Source organism: Streptomyces sp. NPDC001204 (genome assembly GCF_053598035.1).
Genome location: NZ_JBSFJL010000002.1, coordinates 86,437 through 105,334 on the forward strand (window position 1 = coordinate 86,437; position 18,898 = coordinate 105,334).

General features: G+C 70.2%; 20 protein-coding genes, 1 tRNA gene and 1 riboswitch. Of the genes, 13 read left to right on the plus strand and 8 right to left on the minus strand.

The window, feature by feature from the left end:
- Positions 1-69 precede the first annotated feature (69 nt).
- On the minus strand, positions 70-519 hold the full coding sequence (locus tag ACWC91_RS03305) for a type II toxin-antitoxin system PemK/MazF family toxin (RefSeq protein WP_225078611.1): 450 nt from the start codon (positions 517-519) through the stop codon (positions 70-72).
- 217 nt (positions 520-736) lie between these two features.
- Here ACWC91_RS03305 and ACWC91_RS03310 point away from each other — a divergent pair, with 217 nt between their 5' ends.
- Positions 737-1,489 (plus strand): MBL fold metallo-hydrolase, encoded by a 753-nt coding sequence (locus tag ACWC91_RS03310; RefSeq protein ID WP_225078610.1) that lies wholly within the window; start codon positions 737-739, stop codon positions 1,487-1,489.
- Positions 1,490-1,554: 65 nt separating this feature from the next.
- Here ACWC91_RS03310 and ACWC91_RS03315 read toward each other — a convergent pair whose 3' ends face one another.
- Entirely contained in the window at positions 1,555-2,808 is a 1,254-nt protein-coding gene (locus ACWC91_RS03315; protein ID WP_225078609.1) for a PTS transporter subunit EIIC, read from the minus strand.
- A 320-nt stretch (positions 2,809-3,128) separates the two neighbouring features.
- On the opposite strand from ACWC91_RS03315, the gene ACWC91_RS03320 reads away from it, so the two are divergent.
- From ACWC91_RS03320 to rdgB, 3 genes are all read left to right on the plus strand, one after another.
- A complete protein-coding gene (locus ACWC91_RS03320; RefSeq protein ID WP_225078608.1) occupies positions 3,129-3,362 on the plus strand; it encodes a glucose PTS transporter subunit EIIB in 234 nt (77 codons plus the stop codon).
- A gap of 87 nt (positions 3,363-3,449) precedes the next feature.
- Positions 3,450-4,187: a ribonuclease PH gene (rph, locus tag ACWC91_RS03325; protein WP_225078607.1), complete on the plus strand. Its 738-nt coding sequence runs from the start codon at positions 3,450-3,452 to the stop codon at positions 4,185-4,187.
- A 14-nt stretch (positions 4,188-4,201) separates the two neighbouring features.
- Positions 4,202-4,804 carry an RdgB/HAM1 family non-canonical purine NTP pyrophosphatase gene (rdgB, locus tag ACWC91_RS03330; protein ID WP_225078606.1) on the plus strand — a complete coding sequence of 201 codons (603 nt, stop codon included), beginning with the start codon at positions 4,202-4,204 and terminating at the stop codon, positions 4,802-4,804.
- 51 nt (positions 4,805-4,855) lie between these two features.
- Here the strand turns inward: rdgB and ACWC91_RS03335 are convergent.
- From ACWC91_RS03335 to bcp, 4 genes are all read right to left on the minus strand, one after another.
- A tRNA-Leu gene (locus tag ACWC91_RS03335) sits at positions 4,856-4,939 on the minus strand.
- Positions 4,939-5,490: an HNH endonuclease signature motif containing protein gene (locus tag ACWC91_RS03340; RefSeq protein ID WP_450640605.1), complete on the minus strand. Its 552-nt coding sequence runs from the start codon at positions 5,488-5,490 to the stop codon at positions 4,939-4,941. Before ACWC91_RS03340 ends, ACWC91_RS03335 begins: the two co-directional genes overlap by 1 nt.
- Positions 5,491-5,610: 120 nt before the next feature.
- Positions 5,611-6,261 carry an HNH endonuclease signature motif containing protein gene (locus tag ACWC91_RS03345; protein WP_450640606.1) on the minus strand — a complete coding sequence of 217 codons (651 nt, stop codon included), beginning with the start codon at positions 6,259-6,261 and terminating at the stop codon, positions 5,611-5,613.
- A gap of 136 nt (positions 6,262-6,397) precedes the next feature.
- Positions 6,398-6,865 carry a thioredoxin-dependent thiol peroxidase gene (bcp, locus tag ACWC91_RS03350; protein WP_225078604.1) on the minus strand — a complete coding sequence of 156 codons (468 nt, stop codon included), beginning with the start codon at positions 6,863-6,865 and terminating at the stop codon, positions 6,398-6,400.
- Positions 6,866-7,008: 143 nt separating this feature from the next.
- On the opposite strand from bcp, the gene ACWC91_RS03355 reads away from it, so the two are divergent.
- The 3 genes from ACWC91_RS03355 (at position 7,009) to ACWC91_RS03365 (ending at position 8,280) form a co-directional block, all read left to right on the plus strand.
- Positions 7,009-7,338: a DUF3618 domain-containing protein gene (locus ACWC91_RS03355; RefSeq protein ID WP_225078603.1), complete on the plus strand. Its 330-nt coding sequence runs from the start codon at positions 7,009-7,011 to the stop codon at positions 7,336-7,338.
- Positions 7,339-7,392: 54 nt separating this feature from the next.
- A complete protein-coding gene (locus ACWC91_RS03360; protein WP_141360564.1) occupies positions 7,393-7,749 on the plus strand; it encodes a GroES family chaperonin in 357 nt (118 codons plus the stop codon).
- A 108-nt stretch (positions 7,750-7,857) separates the two neighbouring features.
- A riboswitch (guanidine-III (ykkC-III) riboswitch) is annotated at positions 7,858-7,921 on the plus strand.
- A 38-nt stretch (positions 7,922-7,959) separates the two neighbouring features.
- On the plus strand, positions 7,960-8,280 hold the full coding sequence (locus tag ACWC91_RS03365) for a DMT family transporter (RefSeq protein WP_141360565.1): 321 nt from the start codon (positions 7,960-7,962) through the stop codon (positions 8,278-8,280).
- Here the strand turns inward: ACWC91_RS03365 and ACWC91_RS03370 are convergent.
- A complete protein-coding gene (locus ACWC91_RS03370; protein ID WP_450640608.1) occupies positions 8,264-10,738 on the minus strand; it encodes a transglycosylase domain-containing protein in 2,475 nt (824 codons plus the stop codon). The genes ACWC91_RS03365 and ACWC91_RS03370 overlap by 17 nt on opposite strands.
- Positions 10,739-10,963: 225 nt before the next feature.
- On the opposite strand from ACWC91_RS03370, the gene ACWC91_RS03375 reads away from it, so the two are divergent.
- From ACWC91_RS03375 to ACWC91_RS03390, 4 genes are read left to right on the plus strand one after another with little or no spacing between them, the layout of a single operon-like run.
- Positions 10,964-11,764: an ABC transporter permease gene (locus tag ACWC91_RS03375; protein ID WP_225078601.1), complete on the plus strand. Its 801-nt coding sequence runs from the start codon at positions 10,964-10,966 to the stop codon at positions 11,762-11,764.
- Positions 11,757-12,596 carry an ABC transporter permease gene (locus tag ACWC91_RS03380; protein WP_225078600.1) on the plus strand — a complete coding sequence of 280 codons (840 nt, stop codon included), beginning with the start codon at positions 11,757-11,759 and terminating at the stop codon, positions 12,594-12,596. Before ACWC91_RS03375 ends, ACWC91_RS03380 begins: the two co-directional genes overlap by 8 nt.
- 59 nt (positions 12,597-12,655) lie before the next feature.
- A complete protein-coding gene (locus ACWC91_RS03385; RefSeq protein WP_450640644.1) occupies positions 12,656-13,681 on the plus strand; it encodes an ABC transporter ATP-binding protein in 1,026 nt (341 codons plus the stop codon).
- A gap of 9 nt (positions 13,682-13,690) precedes the next feature.
- Positions 13,691-14,380, plus strand: a complete 690-nt coding sequence (locus ACWC91_RS03390) for a DUF1707 SHOCT-like domain-containing protein (RefSeq protein ID WP_225078599.1) — start codon at positions 13,691-13,693, stop codon at positions 14,378-14,380.
- A gap of 25 nt (positions 14,381-14,405) precedes the next feature.
- Here ACWC91_RS03390 and ACWC91_RS03395 read toward each other — a convergent pair whose 3' ends face one another.
- Complete coding sequence (locus ACWC91_RS03395) at positions 14,406-15,737, minus strand: SGNH/GDSL hydrolase family protein (RefSeq protein WP_281156111.1); 1,332 nt, start codon at positions 15,735-15,737, stop codon at positions 14,406-14,408.
- A 172-nt stretch (positions 15,738-15,909) separates the two neighbouring features.
- Between ACWC91_RS03395 and ACWC91_RS03400 the strand changes: the two genes are divergently transcribed.
- Positions 15,910-17,259 carry a DUF445 domain-containing protein gene (locus ACWC91_RS03400; protein WP_374114033.1) on the plus strand — a complete coding sequence of 450 codons (1,350 nt, stop codon included), beginning with the start codon at positions 15,910-15,912 and terminating at the stop codon, positions 17,257-17,259.
- Between the two features lie 156 nt (positions 17,260-17,415).
- Positions 17,416-18,894 (plus strand): MFS transporter, encoded by a 1,479-nt coding sequence (locus ACWC91_RS03405; RefSeq protein WP_450640609.1) that lies wholly within the window; start codon positions 17,416-17,418, stop codon positions 18,892-18,894.
- The last annotated feature ends 4 nt before the right edge of the window (positions 18,895-18,898 follow it).

Here is an 18,898-nt window from a genome sequence, read left to right on the forward strand (position 1 = left end):
GCTGGGCCGCGCTCGTACCGTTCGGCGGGGGCGGGCCTGTCCGGTTCAGCCGGTCCGCGCCCGTTCCGTTCAGCCCGCCAGGTACCGCACCTGGTCCCAGAGGGCCGGGTCCACGACCCCCACCCGGCGGCGGAAGTCCCAGACCGGTACCTCCCGGACCTCGTCGGTCTCCAGGAAGCTGGTCCGGCCCTGCGTGTCCCCGACCGAGCCCGGCGGCAGCGGGATCACTCCGGACCGCTCGTCGTGGTACCTGCTGGTGATCTCCGCGACCCTGGCGCGCTTGCCGTGCACCGCCAGAACCAGACAGGGCCGGTCCTTCGCCCCAGGCCCGTCGCCATGGGGCACGCTGGCCCACCAGATCTCCGCGGGCTGCGGACGCGCCGCGGCACGACCGCCGGTCAGGCGGCCGGGACGCGACCTTCTCGGAGGCCTGCGACCCCGTCCCCAGCCGTCGACGAGCGTGGCGACGAGCGCGAGCAGCACCACCGCCGCGAGCGCCAGCCACCAGGACGTGTCCACAACCATGACGTTACCGGCGTGCGACCCTCGGTGCGCGCCCTTCAACGCTCCCCATGCGCCCCAGGACCAGCCGAACCGGTGACACCACAGGTGAGTTCGCCCACAACAGCCCTTACCGGAGGAGCGACCGGACGTATCCCGCCTTACGCTCGACGGACCGCACGACCCCCGTCACCTTCCTCTCTGAAGTTTTCCCGCCAGCGGAGGTTTCTGCTTCATGAAGCTCACCGTCGTCGGCTGCTCGGGGTCGTTCCCGTCCGCGGAATCGGCCTGCTCGAGCTACCTCGTCGAGGCCGACGGCTTCCGGCTGCTTCTCGACCTGGGCAACGGCGCCCTGGGCGAGCTGCAGCGCCACTGCGGTCTCTACGACCTCGACGCCATCTTTCTGAGTCATCTGCACGCCGACCACTGCATCGACATGCTCGGCTACTTCGTCGCGCGCTACTACCGGTACGACGGAGGCCGCTGCGACCCCATCCCGGTGTACGGGCCCGAGGGCACCGAGCACCGGCTGACCACCGCCTACGCCGACACCCCCACGGCCTCCTCGATGAGCGAGGTCTTCGACTTCCACACGGTCAAGCCCGGCACCTTCGAGATCGGCCCCTTCACCGTGCACACCGAGCGGGTGGCCCACCCCGTGGAGGCCTACGCCATCCGCGTCGAGCACGGCGGGCGGGCGCTGACGTACTCCGGGGACACCGGGGTGAGCAAGGCGCTGGAGGAACTCGCCCGGGACAGCGACCTCTTCCTGTGCGAGGCCGCCTTCACGGACGGCAAGGAGAACATCCCCGATCTGCACCTCAACGGCCGCGAGGCAGGTGAGACCGCCGCGCGCGCCAGAGTCCGCCGCCTGGTCCTCACCCACATCCCCCCGTGGACCGACCCGCAGATCAACCTCGCCGACGCCCGCGCGGCCTACGCCGGCCCGGTGGAGCTCGCGGCGCCCGGAGCGTCGTACGACATCTAGGCCCAGGACACGAAAGACCCCCGGAGTCATGGAACTCCGGGGGTCTTCTCACGTCGTGGCCGGGCTCACGCCTTGATGAGCGCCTCGGTCTCCTCCTCGGGCTCACGGCCGGGGGTGGGGAGGTTGAACTTGATGATGGCGAAGCGGAACACCGTGTAGTAGATCACCGCGAACACCAGGCCGATCGGGATGATCAGCCATGGCTTGGTCGCCAGGTTCCAGTTGAGGGCGTAGTCGATGAAGCCGGCGGAGAAGGTGAAGCCGGCGTGCACGCCGAGCGCCCAGGTGATCGCCATGGAGGCGGCGGTCAGCACCGCGTGGATCGCGTAGAGCAACGGCGCGATGAACATGAACGCGAACTCGATCGGCTCGGTCACACCGGTCACGAAGGAGGTGAGGGCGAGCGAGACCATCATGCCCGTCACGACCTTGCGCCGCTCGGGACGGGCGCAGTGGGCGATCGCGAGGGCGGCGGCCGGCAGACCGAACATCATGATCGGGAAGAAGCCCGACATGAACTGACCGGCGGTCGGGTCACCGGCGAAGAAGCGGTTGAGGTCGCCGTGGACCATGTCGCCGGCCGCGTTCTTGAAGTCGCCGATCTGGAACCAGGAGACCGTGTTGACGAACTGGTGCATGCCGACCGGGATCAGCGCGCGGTTGATCAGACCGAACAGGCCGGCACCGAGAGCGCCGAGGCCGGTGATCCACTCGCCGAGGCTGGAGATCCCCTCACCGATCGGCTCCCAGACCAGGCCGAAGAAGACACCCATCGCGGTGCCGACGAACGCCATGATGATCGGCACCAGCCGGCGGCCGTTGAAGAAGCCGAGCCAGTCCACGAGCTTCTTGCGGTGGTAGCGCTGCCACAGCACCGCCGACAGCAGACCCATCAGGATGCCGCCGAGCACCCCGGGGTTGTTGTAGGTGGCCTCGACTATCTTCCCGCCCTCGATGTGCTGCTCGGTCAGCGGGAAGGCCTTCAGGACGTTGCTGTAGACCAGGAAACCGACCAGCGCGGCCAGCGCGGTGGAGCCGTCCGACTTCTTGGCGAAACCGATCGCGACGCCGAGACAGAACAGCATCGGCAGGTTGTCGAAGATCGCGCCGCCGGCCGTGGCGAACACCGCCGTGACCTTGTCGGGCAGGTGCAGCTTGTCCTGCACGTCCTGCTGGCCCAGACGCAGCAGGATGCCCGCGGCCGGCAGCACGGCGATCGGCAGCTGAAGGCTGCGGCCGACCTTCTGAAGGCCCTGGAACAGGCCGGAACCCCGCTTTTTCGCGGGTGCCGCCGTCGATGTCGCGCTGGCGGTGGTCATGACGTCCTCCATCGGGTGGTGGTCTACACCACTCACTGGTGTAGACCTGTTGTAGCACGATGAAGGGGGCCCTCGGAACCCGCGATTCCCGCGACCGGACCGCTACGCACCGTGTGGATTTGGGGCCAGAGTCGGAAATGAAGGGCGAGCGGTGGGCGTCGAGCCTCGTTTTGGTGCCCGTGCCTACGCTGGTGTAGACCAGTCGGCGGACGGTTCCGCTGCCGTGAGCGCACCATTCTGCACCCATGGCACGGCCGCTCGCAAAGATGGGCCAACTGTGGGTTACTGCGACAAAGCGGATCGGATCAGGGAGAAGGAACATGGCCACCAAGGCTGAGAAGATCGTCGCCGGGCTGGGCGGCATCCAGAACATCGACGAGATCGAGGGCTGCATCACCCGGCTCCGCACCGAAGTGCACGACGCCTCCCTGGTCGACGAGGCCGCCCTCAAGGCCGCCGGCGCGCACGGCGTCGTCAAGATGGGCACCGCCATCCAGGTCGTCATCGGCACCGACGCCGACCCGATCGCCGCGGAGATCGAAGACATGATGTGAACCCCGCGGTCCGCCGCTGTTCACCTTCAAGGGGCTCTTCCCGGTGCGGGAGGAGCCCCTTGTCCATGGGGGACTACGCTCGACGCCATGTCTCGTATCGACGGCCGCACGCCCGAACAACTCCGCCCGGTCACCATCGAACGCGGGTGGAGCAAGCACGCCGAGGGCTCCGTCCTCGTCTCCTTCGGCGACACCAAGGTCTTCTGCACCGCCTCCGTCACCGAAGGCGTCCCGCGCTGGCGCAAGGGCAGCGGAGAGGGCTGGGTCACCGCCGAGTACTCCATGCTGCCCCGTGCCACCAACACCCGCGGCGACCGCGAATCGGTCAAGGGCAGGATCGGCGGCCGCACCCATGAGATCTCCCGTCTCATCGGCCGCTCCCTGCGCTCGGTCGTCGACTACAAGGCACTCGGCGAGAACACCATCGTCCTGGACTGCGACGTCCTCCAGGCCGACGGCGGCACCCGGACCGCGGCCATCACGGGCGCCTACGTCGCCCTCGCCGACGCCGTCGCCTGGGCCCGCGGCAAGAAGCTGATCAAGGCCGGCCGTCAGCCGCTCACCGGCACCGTCAGCGCCGTCTCGGTCGGCATCGTCGGCGGTGTGCCGCTGCTCGACCTCTGCTACGAGGAGGACGTCCGCGCCGAGACCGACATGAACGTCGTCTGCACCGGCGACGGCCGCTTCGTCGAGGTCCAGGGCACCGCGGAGGCCGAACCCTTCGCCCGCGAGGAACTCAACAGCCTCCTCGACCTCGCCGTGGCCGGCTGCACCGAACTCACGGTGATCCAGCGCACGGCACTCGAGACGACCCTGGCGAAGTAGAGGAGCAGCCCCGCATGACCCGCTTGATCCTCGCCACCCGCAACTCCGGCAAGATCGTCGAACTCAGGGCGATCCTGGCCGACTCGGGCCTGCCCCACGAACTCGTCGGCACCGACGCCTACCCGGACGTCCCCGACGTCAAGGAGACCGGCGTCACCTTCGCCGAGAACGCCCTGCTGAAGGCCCACGCCCTGGCCCAGGCCACCGGCCTCCCCGCGGTCGCGGACGACTCCGGCCTCTGCGTCGACGTCCTCGGCGGCGCCCCCGGCATCTTCTCGGCCCGCTGGGCCGGCCGCCACGGCGACGACAAGGCCAACCTCGACCTGCTCCTGGCCCAGCTCTCGGACATCGCCGACGACCACCGCGCCGCCCACTTCGCCTGCGCGGCGGCCCTCGCCCTGCCGGACGGCACGGAGCGGGTCGTGGAGGGGCAACTGCGCGGCACCCTGCGCCACGAGCCCGCGGGCACGAACGGCTTCGGCTACGACCCGATCCTCCAGCCCGACGGGGAGACCCGCACCTGCGCGGAACTGACCCCCGAGGAGAAGAACGCGATCAGCCACCGCGGCAAGGCATTTCGCGCCCTGGTACCGGTGGTGCGGGAACTGCTGGGCTGAGCACACAGAAACGGCCTGCGCATCGATCCTTCGATGCGCAGGCCGTTCATGTGCGGCGGAAGGGATTCGAACCCTCAAGCCCGATCAAGGGCCACAGATCCTAAGTCTGCTGCGTCGCCATTGCGCCACCGCCGCTAGCCGTCTGCCATCGTACCGGGAGCCGCCCGTCGCCTTCTGCCTCCCCTGCACCAGGTGTTGGTGATCGCATGACAGTTGGGGCACAGCAGGCGCAGGTTCTCCCTCCGGTCGTCACTCCGGTCTCCATCGATGTGGGCGACCTCCAGCGTCATGGGCTTCCCGAGCCACTCGGGGCCGACCCCGCAACCTGCGCAGCGTTCCGGTACTCCGATGTCCCGGAGGGCAAGACGTAACAGCGCGGTGTCTGTCCGACGCTTCCCTTCATGGCGGACCAGGATGTCCTCGGGGTCTCTGGCGTTGTGGCTCCGCTTGCCACGCCGGTGCCCCTGCCCGAGGAAGTGGGCGGTTGGGATGCCCTCTTCGGCGATCCACTGGCGCAGCAGCGCACGCTGCCAGTGGTTGTCGGGACGATCCAAGCGTTGCAGCGCCTCTGTGAGGGAGGCCGACTCGGCGATCACCCCACGCAGTTCGTCGTACGTGGGCTGGGGACGCCTGCCGCAGGGGCTGAAGTGCGATACGTCAATGCCGAAGTCGGTGAACCGCTTCATGAGATACCGCCGGAGGCCGGCGTATTGGCCGCGTGCCGAGGAAGCCGATGACCTCGTCGATGCCGGAGCACTCTGCGGCGGCTTCCTCCAGCCGCTGACGGGTGTATCGCAAACCGCTGCTCATCGGTCACGCCTGTCACGGACCGTGCCGCGTCGCCGGTAGGTGTCCGTTGTGGAATGACAGTTGGGGCACAGGAGGCGCAGGTTGCCGATGCGGTTGTCGCGGCAGTTGCCGTTGATGTGGTCGACCTCCAGCGGCAGTGATCGCCCCTGCCACACCGCCTCGATGCCGCACGGGACGCAGCGCTCTTCCAGGCCGTGAGCGAGCAGCGCTCGCTTGAGGCGATCGCTCGGGACTCGCCAGGCTTGAGCGTCCCGCGGTTCGACGAGCACGGCTCCTGGCGTCCGACGGGGCCTGACGTCGCCACCTCGCGTCGGCACCTGGAAGTGCGAGGTGTCGAGACCGTACGCCTTGACACGTCGGCTGATGTGCGCGTGCTGCCCTCCGACGATCTCCAACCCGAGGCAGCGCAGTACCTCGCACATGTTCGTCGACGCCGAGACTGCTGCTTGGAGTACTTCCCTCGTCCACCGCACACCCTCCCGCTCGAAGTGCGACGTATCCACGCCCAGCTTCCTCATCCGTTCCCGGATGTAGTGCCGCGTCGAACTCCCTGGATCCACCCCCAACCGCTCCAACGCTTCCGACAACGTCCGCGACGTCCGCGCCGCCTCCTCCAGCCGTTCTTCGGTGTACGCACTGGGCCCCATCGATTCCCCTCCCCGGCCGCGCGTTCGTGGTCTCGTACGGAGTAACGAACCGGTTATCGGACAGTCACGTACGGGATGCGGAACGGCCCGCACCGGGCACCCCGGTGCGGGCCGTACAAAGTGGCGGGAGCGGCCCTCAGATCCCCAAGTCCTTGATGATCTTGGCCACGTGGCCCGTGGCCTTCACGTTGTAGAGGGCTCGTTCGACCTTGCCCTCCTCGTCGACGACGATCGTGGAGCGGATGACGCCGACGACGGTCTTGCCGTAGAGCTTCTTCTCGCCGAAGGCGCCGTAGGACTCCAGGACCTTCTTTTCCGGGTCGGCGAGCAGCGTGACCTTCAGGGACTCCTTGTCGCGGAACTTCGCGAGCTTCTCCGGCTTGTCGGGGGAGATGCCGATCACGTCGTACCCCGCGCCCGCCAGCAGGTCCAGGTTGTCGGTGAAGTCGCAGGCCTGCTTGGTACAGCCGGGGGTGAGGGCGGCCGGGTAGAAGTAGACGACGACCTTCCGGCCCTTGTGGTCGGCCAGCGACACCTCGTTGCCGTCGGCGTCGGGGAGGGCGAAGGCGGGGGCCACGTCCCCGGGCTGGAGTCGCTCGGTCATGGAAGCTCGTCTCCTCGTGCGTGCGCAGCGTGCGTGCGGATACCGTGTCGCTCCGAGGGTAACCGGGGGTGCCGGCAGTGCGGTCGGAGCGGGAACTGACAGACTGTCCCGAACAGGCATCAGTTGACTTCGGAGGCGGCACGGTGGCGGACACCGCGGACACCAGAACCCCGGCTGAGATCGAGGCGGACATCAGGCGCCGCCGCGAGGTGCTGGCCGAGACGCTCGACGAGATCGGGGTGCGCGTGCACCCGAAGACCATCGTCGGGGACGCCAAGGCCAAGGTCGCCGCCAACATCGACCACACGCTCGGACGGGCCTACGTGCAGGTCAACCGGGTGGTGAGCGATGTGCGGGCGCAGTTCGTGGACGAGGAGGGCGCCCCGCGCCTGGAGCGGGTCGTACCGGTCGCGCTCGTCGCCGTCGGCCTGGTCGGACTGCTCGCCATGGGCGCCCGCCGGCGTCGCCGCTGAGCGGCACGACGCCCCACCGCGTGACGACGTGCCGAAGGCAGGTAGGTTCGAGGCGTGAGCGCCAAGAGAAATGAGCACAGCAGCCAGCACGACAAGCTGCCCATCCGGATGCTGCACGACCGGGTGCTCGTCCGGCAGGACACGAGCGAGGGCGAGCGGCGTTCGGGCGGCGGCATCCTGATTCCCGCGACCGCGGCGGTGGGACGCCGGCTGGCCTGGGCCGAGGTCGTCGCGGTGGGGCAGAACGTGCGGACCGTCGAGCCGGGGGACCGGGTGTTGTTCGATCCGGAGGACCGAGCCGAGGTCGAGGTGCGCGGGGTCGCGTACGTGCTCATGCGCGAGCGTGACCTGCACGCGGTGGCCGCGGACCGGTTCGAGGGTTCGGAGGACTCCACCGGCCTGTACCTGTAGTGGTTCGGGACGTCCTGGGGGCGTCCTGCGCGACGTCGTACGACGGCTTGGGAAGGCCGGCCGCCGAGGGGCTGGTGACCACGGTCACCAGCCCCTTTGTCGTTCCTTTGCTAGCCTCGGGTCCAACCCGACGAGACGCGCCGTACCGGGATGAACGCAAAGACGACGCACGCCCGTTCATGTCCTTACGTCGTCCCGGAGGTGCCTGTCATGGCCTGGGTCCTGCTCATTCTCGCCGGTCTGCTGGAGGTGGGCTGGTCGATCGGGATGAAGTTCACCGACGGCTTCACCCGCCCCCTGCCCAGCGTGCTCACCGGCGCCGGGATCGTGACCAGCATGGTTCTGCTGTCGTACGCCGCCCGCTCCCTGCCCATCGGCACCGCCTACGGCGTGTGGGTGGGCATCGGGGCGGCCGGTGCGGCGGTGATCGGCATGGTGGTGCTGGGGGAGCCGGCGACCGCCGCCCGGATCTTCTTCGTGTGTCTGCTGCTGGTGGCCGTGGTGGGACTCAAGGTCACGTCCGGTCACTGAACACGCCTTGCAGGCCGGTGTTCGTGCCTCCGTCGCCGGGGGCGCCGGCCCCCGCGTTCCCGCCCGAGGTGCCCGGGGTGCCGGTGTTGCCTCCGCCGGGCGAGGCTCCCGGGCCGCCCGGCGGGGTGCCTCCGACGTCCCCGGTGCCCGGGTCGGTGGGACCGCCCGGCGGGGTGCCGGTGTCGGTCCCGCCGGTGGTGGGGTCGCCGCCGCCGGTGTCACCCGTGCCGCCGTCGCCCTGCCCCTGGTCCTGGCCCTGGTCCTGTCCCGGGTCCTGGCCGCCGGTGTCGGCCGTGCCGGTGTCGTCCTGACCGCCGTCGCCCGGGTTCTCGCCGGGCTCCGAGGGCGGCGGCTGGATCTGGTCGGCGCCCGGCTGTAGCTGGAGGTCGAAGTCGGTGACCAGGGTGTTCTTCAGAGCGTTTCCGGTGTACTGCGCCCAGATCTGGGCGGGCGGCCCGCCGCCGTTGACACGGGCCAGCCCCATGGCGCCGTAGAGCGGCTTGTGATGGGCGGTGTCCGGGTCCTGGCCCATGACCGAGACGACGGTGGCGAGTTCGGGCGTGTAGCCGGCGAACAAGGCCGCGGTGTCCTCCTCGGCGGTGCCGGTCTTGCCGGCGGCGGGCCGGCCGGCGGCCTGGGCTGCGGTGGCGGTGCCGTTCTGCACGACGCTGCGCAGTATCGAGGTGGTGGTGTCGGCGGCCTCACGGCTGATCGCCTGGATCTCGGTGCGCCGGGGCAGCTCGACGGTGTCGGTGCCGTCCTTGGTGATCTTCTTGATCATCGTGTACGGGGCGTGCTTGCCGTGGTTGGCGAGTGTCGCGTAGGCGTCGGCCATGTCGACGACGCTGGCTGTGGCCACTCCGAGCGCGATGGACGGGCTGGGGGGCAGGGACGGGGTGTCGGCCGACAGGCCGAGGGCGATGGCGGTGTCCCTGACCTTGTCGGAGCCGACGTCGGCGGCCATCTGCGCGTACACCGCGTTGACGGACTTGTCCGTGGCCTCGCGGACGGTGATGTTGCCGTAGGACTGCTGGTCCTCGTTCTCGGGGGCGTAGGAGCCGCTCCAGCCCTGGACGGGGCGCTTGTTGGTGCCGTCGTAGTAGGTGTTCGGGGTGATCGTGCGGCCGTCCTGGGTCGCGGAGCCGTTCTGGACGGCGGAGGTGAACACGAACGGCTTGAAGGTGGAGCCCACCTGGAAGTCCCGGCGGGTGGCGTTGTTCGTGTACTGCTTGACGTAGTCGATGCCGCCGTACATGGCGACGAGCTCGCCGGTCTTGGGGTCGATGGAGGCGGCGCCGGCCCGGACGTAGGCGTCGACCTTGCGGTTCTTCCGGTCGAGCTTGCTCATCACCTGGTCGTCCACGGCCTTGACCAGGGCGTCCTGCTTGTTCTTCTCCAGGGTGGTGGTGATCTGGTAGCCGCCCGCGGCGAGCTGGTCCTCGTTCAGGATCTTGTTCTGGGCCAGGTAGTCCTTGACCGCGCGGACGATGTAGCCGCGCTGCCCGGACATGCCCGTGGGGACGGTGGCCTCCTTGGGCATCGGGAACTTCATACCGGCCCGCTGCGAGGCGCTCAGCCAGCCCTTCTTGACCATGCCGTTCAGGACGTAGTTCCAGCGGGCCAGGGCGGCGGACTTGTTCTCCGGGTGGGTGACGACGTCGAACTCGCTGGGCGCGTTGACCAGTGCGGCCAGGTAGGCGGCGCGGGCCGGGTCGAGGTCCTGGGCCTTGACGCCGTAGTACGCCTGGGCGGCGGCCTGGATGCCGTAGGCGTTGCGGCCGAAGTAGCTGGTGTTGAGGTAGCCCTCGAGGATGTCGTTCTTGGACTCGGTGCGGTCGAGCTTGATCGCGATGAAGAACTCCTTCACCTTGCGGGTGAGGGTCTGCTCCTGGCCCAGGTAGTAGTTCTTCACGTACTGCTGGGTGATCGTCGAACCGGACTGCTTGCCCTTGCCGAGGGCGGTGTTCCAGCCGGCCCGCAGCATCGCCTTGGGGTCGACGGCGGACTCGGTGTAGAAGTCGCGGTCCTCGGCGGCGAGCACGGCGTGCTGGGCGTCCTTGGAGACCTGGGCGAGCGTGACGTTCTCCCGGTTGATCTCGCCGTCCCGGGCGATCTCGGAGCCGTCGGCGTACAGGTAGACATTGGCCTGCTTGACGGCCATGGCGTTGGCGGGCGGGATCTGCACCAGCGAGTAGCCGATGAGGAACGCGCCGATGACCAGCAGCATGGCGGTGAGGAAGCCGCCGAGCACCATCCGCCAGGTCGGCACGGCGCGGCGCCAGCCGGTGCGCCGAGGCCGTCCGGCCTTTCCGCCGCCCGTCCCGCTCTCCGCCTCGCGCCCCGTCCCGCTCTCCGCCTCGCGCCCCGTCCCGCTCTCCGCCTCGCTCCCGGTCTCGGGTGCCGCCGGTGGCTGGTGGTCGGCCACGCCCTGGTTCGGCTGCTGCGGCTCGTCACTCATGTCGTGCTCGGACTCCTGTTTCCCGTCGTACGTCCCCGTACGTGTCACGGCGTACGTCCCCGTACGCCGTCATGCGCCTTCGGCGCCCCCAGGTGAAGACTCTCGCAGCAACCGTTCCGTTCCCGGTCCCGAGCATTTGTCCGGGCCGGAAAATGCGTGGCATGTCACGCCCGGCACGCATTAGGCTCCCGCGCTTTCGGTGTCGTGGCCTGGGAGGCGGTGTACGTGGGCGCAGGACGGTTGTACGCGGCCGTCGCGGCGGGGGGATTCAGACGGTACGCGACGTATCGGGCGGCGACGGCGGCCGGGGTGTTCACCAATACGGCATTCGGGCTGATCCTGGTGTACACGTACCTGGCGCTGTGGGATGTCCGACCGCACCTGGGCGGTTACGACCAGGCGCAGGCCGTGACGTACGTGTGGCTGGGGCAGGCGTTCCTGGCGGCCCTCGCGATCGGCGGGGGCGGCGTCGAGGACGAGCTGATGGAACGCATCCGAACGGGTGACATCGCCGTCGACCTGTACCGGCCGGCCGACCTCCAGCTGTGGTGGCTGTCGGCCGACGCGGGCCGGGCGATGTTCCAGCTGCTGGGCCGCGGGGTGCTGCCCTTCGTGTTCGGGGCGCTGTTCTTCCCGGTGGCCCTGCCGTCGGACCCGCTGGTCTGGGCCGCGTTCCTCGGGGCGGTGCCGCTGGCGCTGCTGGTGGGCTTCGGGATCCGCTTCCTGGTGGCGCTGAGCGCGTTCTGGCTGCTGGACGGCGCGGGCGTGGTGCAGATGGCCTGGCTGGCCGGGTACTTCTGCTCGGGGATGCTGCTGCCGCTGAACGTCTTCCCGGGCGCGCTGGGCGAGGTGGTCCGGGCGCTGCCGTGGTCGTCGCTGCTCCAGGCCCCCGCCGACATCCTGCTGGGGCACGCGGACCCGCTGGGCACGTACGTCTTCCAGGGCGCGTGGGCGGTGGCGCTGCTGGCGGCGGGGCGGCTGGTGCAGTCGGCGGCGACGCGGCGGGTGGTGGTGCAGGGTGGCTGAGTCCACCGCGGGCCCGGCCGGCAACCGGCTGGTGGAGGGGCTGCGCGCCTACCGCCTGATCGCCGCGATGTGGATCCGCTCCACGATGGCCTACCGCGCCTCCTTCGTCATGACCACCGCCGGGAGCTTCGTCGCGACCGGGCTGGACTTCGTGGCGATCCTGCTGATGTTCTCCCGCGTCGACGCGCTCGGCGGCTACGCGCTGCCGGAGATCGCCTTCCTGTACGGGCTGTCCGCCACCGCCTTCGGGCTCGCCGATCTGGCGATCGGCTCCATGGACCGGCTGGGGCGGCGGGTGCGCGACGGCACCCTCGACACGCTGCTGGTCCGGCCGGCGCCGGTGCTCGCGCAGGTGGCCGCCGACCGGTTCGCGCTGCGGCGGCTGGGCCGGCTGACGCAGGGGGCGCTGGTGCTGGGCTGGGCGATGTCACGACTGGACGTCGACTGGACGCCGCTGAAGCTGCTGTTGATGCCGGTGATGGTGGTGAGCGGCTGCGCGATCTTCTGCGCGGTGTTCGTGGCCGGGGCGGCCTTCCAGTTCGTGGCGCAGGACGCCTCGGAGGTGCAGAACGCGTTCACCTACGGGGGCACCACGCTGCTCCAGTACCCGCCGACGGTGTTCGCCAAGGAGCTGGTGCGCGGGGTGACGTTCGTCCTGCCGCTGGCCTTCGTCAACTGGCTGCCGGCGCTGTACGTGCTGGGGCGGCCGTATCCGCTCGACCTGCCCCGGTGGACCGCGTTCGCGCCGCCGCTGGTCGCGGTGGCGTGCTGCGCGCTGGCGGGGGCGGCCTGGCGGGTGGGGCTGCGGTCGTATCGGAGCACCGGGAACTGACGGGAACTGACGGGATTCAAAGGGGCGAAGGGGAGAAGGGACGTACAGGGCGCATGGCGATGACGGTGGACGGTGTGGAGGGCAGGGACGGTGTGGACGGCGCGGACAGCGAGGGCGGCGCGGGCGGTGGTCTCATCGAACTCGACCGGGTCGAGAAGGTCTTCGACGTGCGGAAGAAGACCGGGTTCCTGAGGCGCGAGCGGCGGCAGGTGCGGGCGGTCGACTCGATCTCCTTCAGCGTGGCGCGCGGGGAGATGGTCGGCTACATCGGCCCGAACGGCGCGGGCAAGTCGACGACGATCAAGATGCTCACCGGCATCCTGACGCCCAGCGGCGGCCGGCTGCGGGTCGCCGGCATCGACCCCTCCCGCGAGCGGACCCGGCTCGCCCGGCGCATCGGGGTGGTGTTCGGGCAGCGTACGACCCTGTGGTGGGACCTGCCGTTGATCGACTCCTACCGGCTGATGCACCGCATGTACCGGATCCCCGACGGCCGTTACCGCGACAACCTCGACCGCTGTGTCGAACTCCTGGAGCTCGGCGAGCTGTTGGACGTTCCCGTACGGCAGCTCTCGCTGGGCCAGCGGATGCGCGGCGACATCGCGGCGGCCCTGCTGCACGACCCGGAGGTCCTCTACCTGGACGAGCCGACCATCGGCCTGGACGTCATCAGCAAGGCCAAGGTCCGTGAGTTCCTGCGCGACCTGAACGCCGAACGCGGTACGACGGTGCTGCTGACCACGCACGACCTCCAGGACATCGAGCAGCTGTGCTCGCGGGTGATGGTCATCGACCACGGGCGCCTGATGTACGACGGCCCCCTCACCGGCCTGCACGAGGCGGGCGAGAGCGAACGCACCCTGGTGGTCGACCTGGAGCGCGAGCTGCCGCCGATCGAGTTGCCGTCCGCGCGCGTGGTGCGGGTCGAGGGGCCCCGGCAGTGGCTGGCCTTCCCGGCGGCCGAGTCGGCGGCGCCCCTGGTGGCGCGGATCGCGGCGGATTACCCGCTGGTGGACCTGTCGGTGCGGGAGCCCGACATCGAGGCGGTCATCGCGAGGATGTACGCCGAGAAAGCGGTCTCGTAGGCTGCTGCCATGACGGAGGACCTGCCGGAGCTTCGCGCTTCCGACGCCGATCGTGAACGAGTCGTCGAACATCTGCGGGACGCCCTCGCCGAGGGGCGGCTCGACATGACCGAGTTCGAGGAGCGGCTGGAGGCGGCGTACCGGGCGCGCACGTACGGCGAACTCGCGCCGCTCACCCGGGACCTGCCCGTCCCCGGGGTGGTCGCCCCGGCGGTGAACATGGTCAAGCAGCCCGAGCGGGACGGCAGTTGGGCGTCGCGGGTGGTCGGCGGCGAGGGGTCCTCGTCGTGGGCCGTCGCCATCATGGGCGGGTTCGAGCGCAAGGGGCGCTGGACCGTGCCCAAGCGGTTCAACTGCTTCACCTTCTGGGGCGGCGGCGGCATCGACCTGCGCGACGCCAACTTCGCCGACCACGAGGTCGTGATCAACTGCGTGGCGATCATGGGCGGTGTGGATGTGATCGTGCCGCCCGGCGTCGAGGTGGTGGTGCGCGGCATCGGCATCATGGGCGGCTTCGACCACCGCGAGGACGGCGTGCACGGCGAGCCGGGCGCCCCGCGCGTGATCGTGACCGGTGTGGCCTTCTGGGGCGGCGTGGGCGTCAGGCGGAAGAACACCGAGGAGGAACGGCGCCGCCTGAAGGAGCAGCGCCGCCGGGAGAAGCTGGAGCGCAGGGAGGAACGCCGCAGGCTCGAGTAGCCGCGGCACCCCACCGCGGCGCGCCCTACAGCTGTGCCTGCCCCGTCTTCCTCAGCAGCTTCAGCTCGAACACCTCGGCCATCTCGCGGTATCCGAGGTCACTGGGGTGCAGATGGTCCCCGGAGTCGTAGTCGCCGCGCAGCCGCCGCGGAGCGTAGGGGTCCCGCAGCGCCCTGTCGAAGTCGACCACCGCGTCGAACACCTGCCCGCTGCGGATCTCCGCGTTGACCTGCTGCCGTACCGCGTCCCGGGCGGGCGTGTACCCGCGGTGCCCCTCGAACGGCATCAGCGTCGCCCCGACGACCTTCAGCCCGCGCGCGTGCGCCCGCGTCACCAGCGTGCGCAGCCCGCCGGTGATCCGCTGCGGGTCGGCGAGTCGCGGATTGCGCAGGATGTCGTTGATGCCGAGGTCGATGACGACGACCTTGGCACCGGTCCGCTCCAGCACGTCCCGCTCGAACCGGCTCAGCCCGCTGGGGTTGTCCGAGGGCCGCCCGAGCCCGTCGGCCAGCACCTGGTTGCCGCTGATGCCCTCGTTGACGACGCTGTAGCGCGGCACGTCCCGGCCGTCCTCGACCGCCGCCCACAGCCGGCCGGACAGGACGTCGGTCCAGCGGCGGTCGGCGCCGACGGTGGCGGTGACGCCGTCGGTGATCGAGTCGCCGAGGACGACGACCGTCCCCTCGGCCTCGTCGCTCAGCACGTCCAGCGAGGTCAGATAGCGCCAGACGCTCGTCCGCTCCGTGTACGGCGTTCCGGTCACGTTCTCGGTGCGGTCGCCCTGGGCGACGTAGGAGATCTGGCGGGCGTACGGGTGGTGGGTGACCGGGCCCGACGAGGTGGGGGAGTACGTGGTGACCAGGACGTCGCCGCCCCGCGGTACGGCGATGCGCACGGAGTCGCTCGTCACCTGCCCGCCGGCCGGTACGACGACCGAGCGGGCGCCGGCGAAGGTGAGCCGCCGCATGGTGCGCGTGGCGGCGGCCGCGGTGGCGTCACCGGCGGCGACGGCGATCGAGGCGTGGGTGACGTTCAGCGGCGCCTGGCCGTAGAGATTGGACAGCGTGATCCGGGCACTCGTCCCGGCGACGCTCGTGTGCACGACGTTGCGCACCGAGCGGCCCGCCATGCCGTTGATCGCCGTGCCTGGTTCGGCGGCGGCCGGTGAGGTGGCCCAGGTGGCGACCCAGGTGCCGGAGGAGGCCGGAGCGGCGGAATGGCCCGGCGCGCGGCCGGCGGCCGGGGCGTCGGCCAGGCGGCCGGTGCCGGAGGCGATCCCGGCGTAGATGGCGGCGGAGACGACGACGATCAGCGCGACGATCGCGGTCAGCAGGGCGTAACCGTGGCGTCTGGTCATGCGGGCGATGCTCTCCTCGGGCGACGCCGGCCGGAGCCCCGGGACTCCGGTCTGATGGGCACATGGTGGGCCATGAGCCCGGGGAGAACCGGCAGGATCCTGCCGAACCCCCCTCCGGACAGACGCCGGGAACTCTTGTTCCGTTCCGGGAGTCGGTCAGGAAGGGACAATTGTGTGCGGGATCACCGAACGGGTGGAGTGGATGGAACAGACGACACAGGCCGGCCGGGGAACGGGAGACGCCGTCTCCCAGCGCGCGATGACCGTGTTCAGCCCCGCCGACGAGGAGCGGCGCCGCGGGGTGCGCCGCATGAAGCTGACCGCCACCGGGCTGCTGCTGTTCGTCGCCGTGGTGTACGTGCTCGCCAAGTGGGGCGAGAACGCGGGCGCCGGCACCTGGGCGGCGTACGTCGCCGCGGCCGCCGAGGCCGGCATGGTCGGCGCGCTCGCCGACTGGTTCGCGGTCACCGCCCTCTTCCGCCACCCCCTCGGCCTGCCCATCCCGCACACCGCGATCATCCCGACCAAGAAGGACCAGCTCGGCATCTCACTGGGCGAGTTCGTCGGCGAGAACTTCCTCTCCGAGGACGTCGTACGGCAGCGGCTGCGCGCCGTCGGCATCGGCAGCCGCCTCGGCGCCTGGCTCGCCCAGCCGGAGCACGCGGACCGGGTGACCGCGGAACTGGCCACCGCGCTGCGCGGCGCCCTGACCGTGCTGCGCGACTCCGACATCCAGGCCGTCGTCGGCGAGGCGATCACCCGCAGAGCCAACACGCAGGAGATCGCGCCCGGCATCGGCAAGCTGCTGGAGAAGGTCGTCGCCGACGGCGGCCACAAACGGGTCGTCGACCTGGTCGTCTCCCGCGCGCACGACTGGCTGGTGCTGCACAGCGATTCCGTGATGGACGCCGTGCAGGGCGGCGCGCCCGGCTGGACGCCGAGGTTCGTCGACAGGAAGGTCGGCGAGCGGGTCTACAAGGAGCTGCTGCGCTTCATCACCGAGATGCGGGACATGCCCTCGCACCCGGCGCGCGGCGCGCTCGACCGCTTCCTCACCGACTTCGCCTCCGACCTCCAGTCCGACACCGACACGCGCGCGCGTATCGAGCGGCTCAAGGGCGAGGTGCTGCGCCGCGGCGAGGTCCAGGACCTGATCGCCTCCGCCTGGACGGCCGTACGATCCATGATCGTCGCGGCGGCCGAGGACGAGCGCAGCGAGCTGCGCCTGCGGGTCCGCGCCTCGCTGCTGTCCCTGGGCGCCCGGATGGCCGAGGACTCCAAGACGCAGGGCAAGGTCGACTCCTGGGTCGAGGGCTCGGCGGTCTACGTGGTGACGACCTACCGCAAGGAGATCACCTCCCTGATCACCGACACCGTCGCCGGCTGGGACGCCGAGCACACCACTCGCAAGATCGAGGCCCACATCGGCCGCGACCTCCAGTTCATCCGCATCAACGGCACGGTGGTGGGGTCGCTCGCGGGAGTGGTGATCTATGCGGTGACGCGGGCCATGGGGGCATAGGGTCCGGGCGACGGACGGGACGGGGCCTTCGGGCCCCGTCGTCGCGTCCCGCCTGGCGCGTGGGGTCCGGGCTTGGCCCGGTCGGACGTCACCCGGGCGTGATCCACGCGGTTCGGGGGAACTCGCATGGCGTTCCGCTCGTCGTGGAGGGAGCCCATGGCCACCGCCGAGGCCGAGACCGGCCGTACCGTGACCACCGCCATTCCCGCCCGCCTGGACCGCCTTCCGTGGTCGCGCTGGCACTGGACGATCGTCGTCGGTCTCGGCACCGTGTGGATCCTCGACGGTCTGGAGGTCACGGTCGTCGGCAACATCGCCAGCCGCCTGTCCGAGCCCGGCAGCGGCCTGTCGATCAGCTCCGCACAGGTCACGGGAACCGCGGCCGCCCTCTATGTGGCGGGCGCCTGCGTCGGCGCCCTCTTCTGGGGCCGCCTGACCGACCGCTACGGCCGCAAGAGGCTCTTCATGATCACCCTCGCGGTGTATCTGGCGGCCACCGCCCTGACCGCGGCCTCCTTCGAGGCCTGGTGGTTCTTCCTCTTCCGCTTTCTGACCGGCTTCGGCATCGGCGGCGAGTACGCGGCCATCAACTCCGCGATCGACGAACTGATCCCCGCCGCGTACCGCGGGCGCGTCGACCTGATCATCAACGGCAGCTTCTGGGTGGGCGCCGTCGGCGGTTCCCTGCTGTCGATCCTCGCCCTGAACACCGGCATCCTGGCCGCCGACGTGGGCTGGCGGCTGACGTTCGCGCTCGGCGCCGTCCTCGCCCTGGTGATCCTCCTCGTCCGCAGGCACGTCCCGGAGAGCCCGCGCTGGCTGCTGATCCACGGCAGGGACCGGGAGGCGGAGGAGGTGGTGACCGACATCGAAGGCCGGATCGAATGCGAGCGGGGCGAGCCGCTGCCCGAACCGCAGGGCGAGATCACCATCCACCAGCGCCGCAGCGTGAGCTTCGTCGAGATCGGCCGCACGGTCTTCGCCGACTACCGCAGGCGCGCCGTCCTCGGTTTCTCCCTCTTCATCGGCCAGGCCTTCCTCTACAACGCCATCACCTTCGGCTTCGGCGCGATCCTGACCAAGTTCTTCCACGTCCCCTCGGACCACACCGGCTACTACTTCGCCGTCATCGCGGCGGGCAACTTCCTGGGCCCGCTGCTGCTGGGCCGCCTCTTCGACACGGTCGGCCGCCGGGTGATGATCTCCTCCACCTACCTGCTGTCCGGCCTGCTCCTGTTCGGCACGGCCTGGCTGTTCGGCCGCGGCACGCTGAGCGCCGGCACGCTGACGGCCTGCTGGTGCGTGGTCCTGTTCTTCGCCTCGGCCGGCGCCTCCAGCGCCTACCTGACGGTCTCCGAGATCTTCCCGATGGAGACCCGGGCGATGTCCATCGCTTTCTTCTACGCCCTCGGCACCGCGGCCGGCGGTATCAGCGGCCCGCTCCTCTTCGCCGACCTCACCAGCACCGGCAGGGTCGGCGACACGGTCCTCGCCTTCCAGATCGGCGCCGCCCTGATGTGCGCGGCGGGTCTGGTCGCCGCCTTCCTCGCGGTCAAGGCCGAACGCCGTTCCCTGGAGGACATCGCCACACCGCTGACGGCGGTGCAGGCACCGGAGGCGGAGGCGTTGCCCTAGCCGG

Coding starts and splice junctions, on each gene's coding strand:
- ACWC91_RS03405 (WP_450640609.1), top strand. CDS start 17,416: ATGGCCACCGCCGAGGCCGAGACCGGCCGTACCGTGACCACCGCCATT.
- ACWC91_RS03315 (WP_225078609.1), bottom strand. CDS start 2,808: ATGACCACCGCCAGCGCGACATCGACGGCGGCACCCGCGAAAAAGCGG.
- ACWC91_RS03385 (WP_450640644.1), top strand. CDS start 12,656: ATGACGGTGGACGGTGTGGAGGGCAGGGACGGTGTGGACGGCGCGGAC.
- ACWC91_RS03310 (WP_225078610.1), top strand. CDS start 737: ATGAAGCTCACCGTCGTCGGCTGCTCGGGGTCGTTCCCGTCCGCGGAA.
- bcp (WP_225078604.1), bottom strand. CDS start 6,865: ATGACCGAGCGACTCCAGCCCGGGGACGTGGCCCCCGCCTTCGCCCTC.
- rdgB (WP_225078606.1), top strand. CDS start 4,202: ATGACCCGCTTGATCCTCGCCACCCGCAACTCCGGCAAGATCGTCGAA.
- ACWC91_RS03345 (WP_450640606.1), bottom strand. CDS start 6,261: ATGGGGCCCAGTGCGTACACCGAAGAACGGCTGGAGGAGGCGGCGCGG.
- ACWC91_RS03320 (WP_225078608.1), top strand. CDS start 3,129: ATGGCCACCAAGGCTGAGAAGATCGTCGCCGGGCTGGGCGGCATCCAG.
- ACWC91_RS03365 (WP_141360565.1), top strand. CDS start 7,960: ATGGCCTGGGTCCTGCTCATTCTCGCCGGTCTGCTGGAGGTGGGCTGG.
- ACWC91_RS03340 (WP_450640605.1), bottom strand. CDS start 5,490: ATGAAGCGGTTCACCGACTTCGGCATTGACGTATCGCACTTCAGCCCC.
- rph (WP_225078607.1), top strand. CDS start 3,450: ATGTCTCGTATCGACGGCCGCACGCCCGAACAACTCCGCCCGGTCACC.
- ACWC91_RS03390 (WP_225078599.1), top strand. CDS start 13,691: ATGACGGAGGACCTGCCGGAGCTTCGCGCTTCCGACGCCGATCGTGAA.
- ACWC91_RS03370 (WP_450640608.1), bottom strand. CDS start 10,738: ATGAGTGACGAGCCGCAGCAGCCGAACCAGGGCGTGGCCGACCACCAG.
- ACWC91_RS03395 (WP_281156111.1), bottom strand. CDS start 15,737: ATGACCAGACGCCACGGTTACGCCCTGCTGACCGCGATCGTCGCGCTG.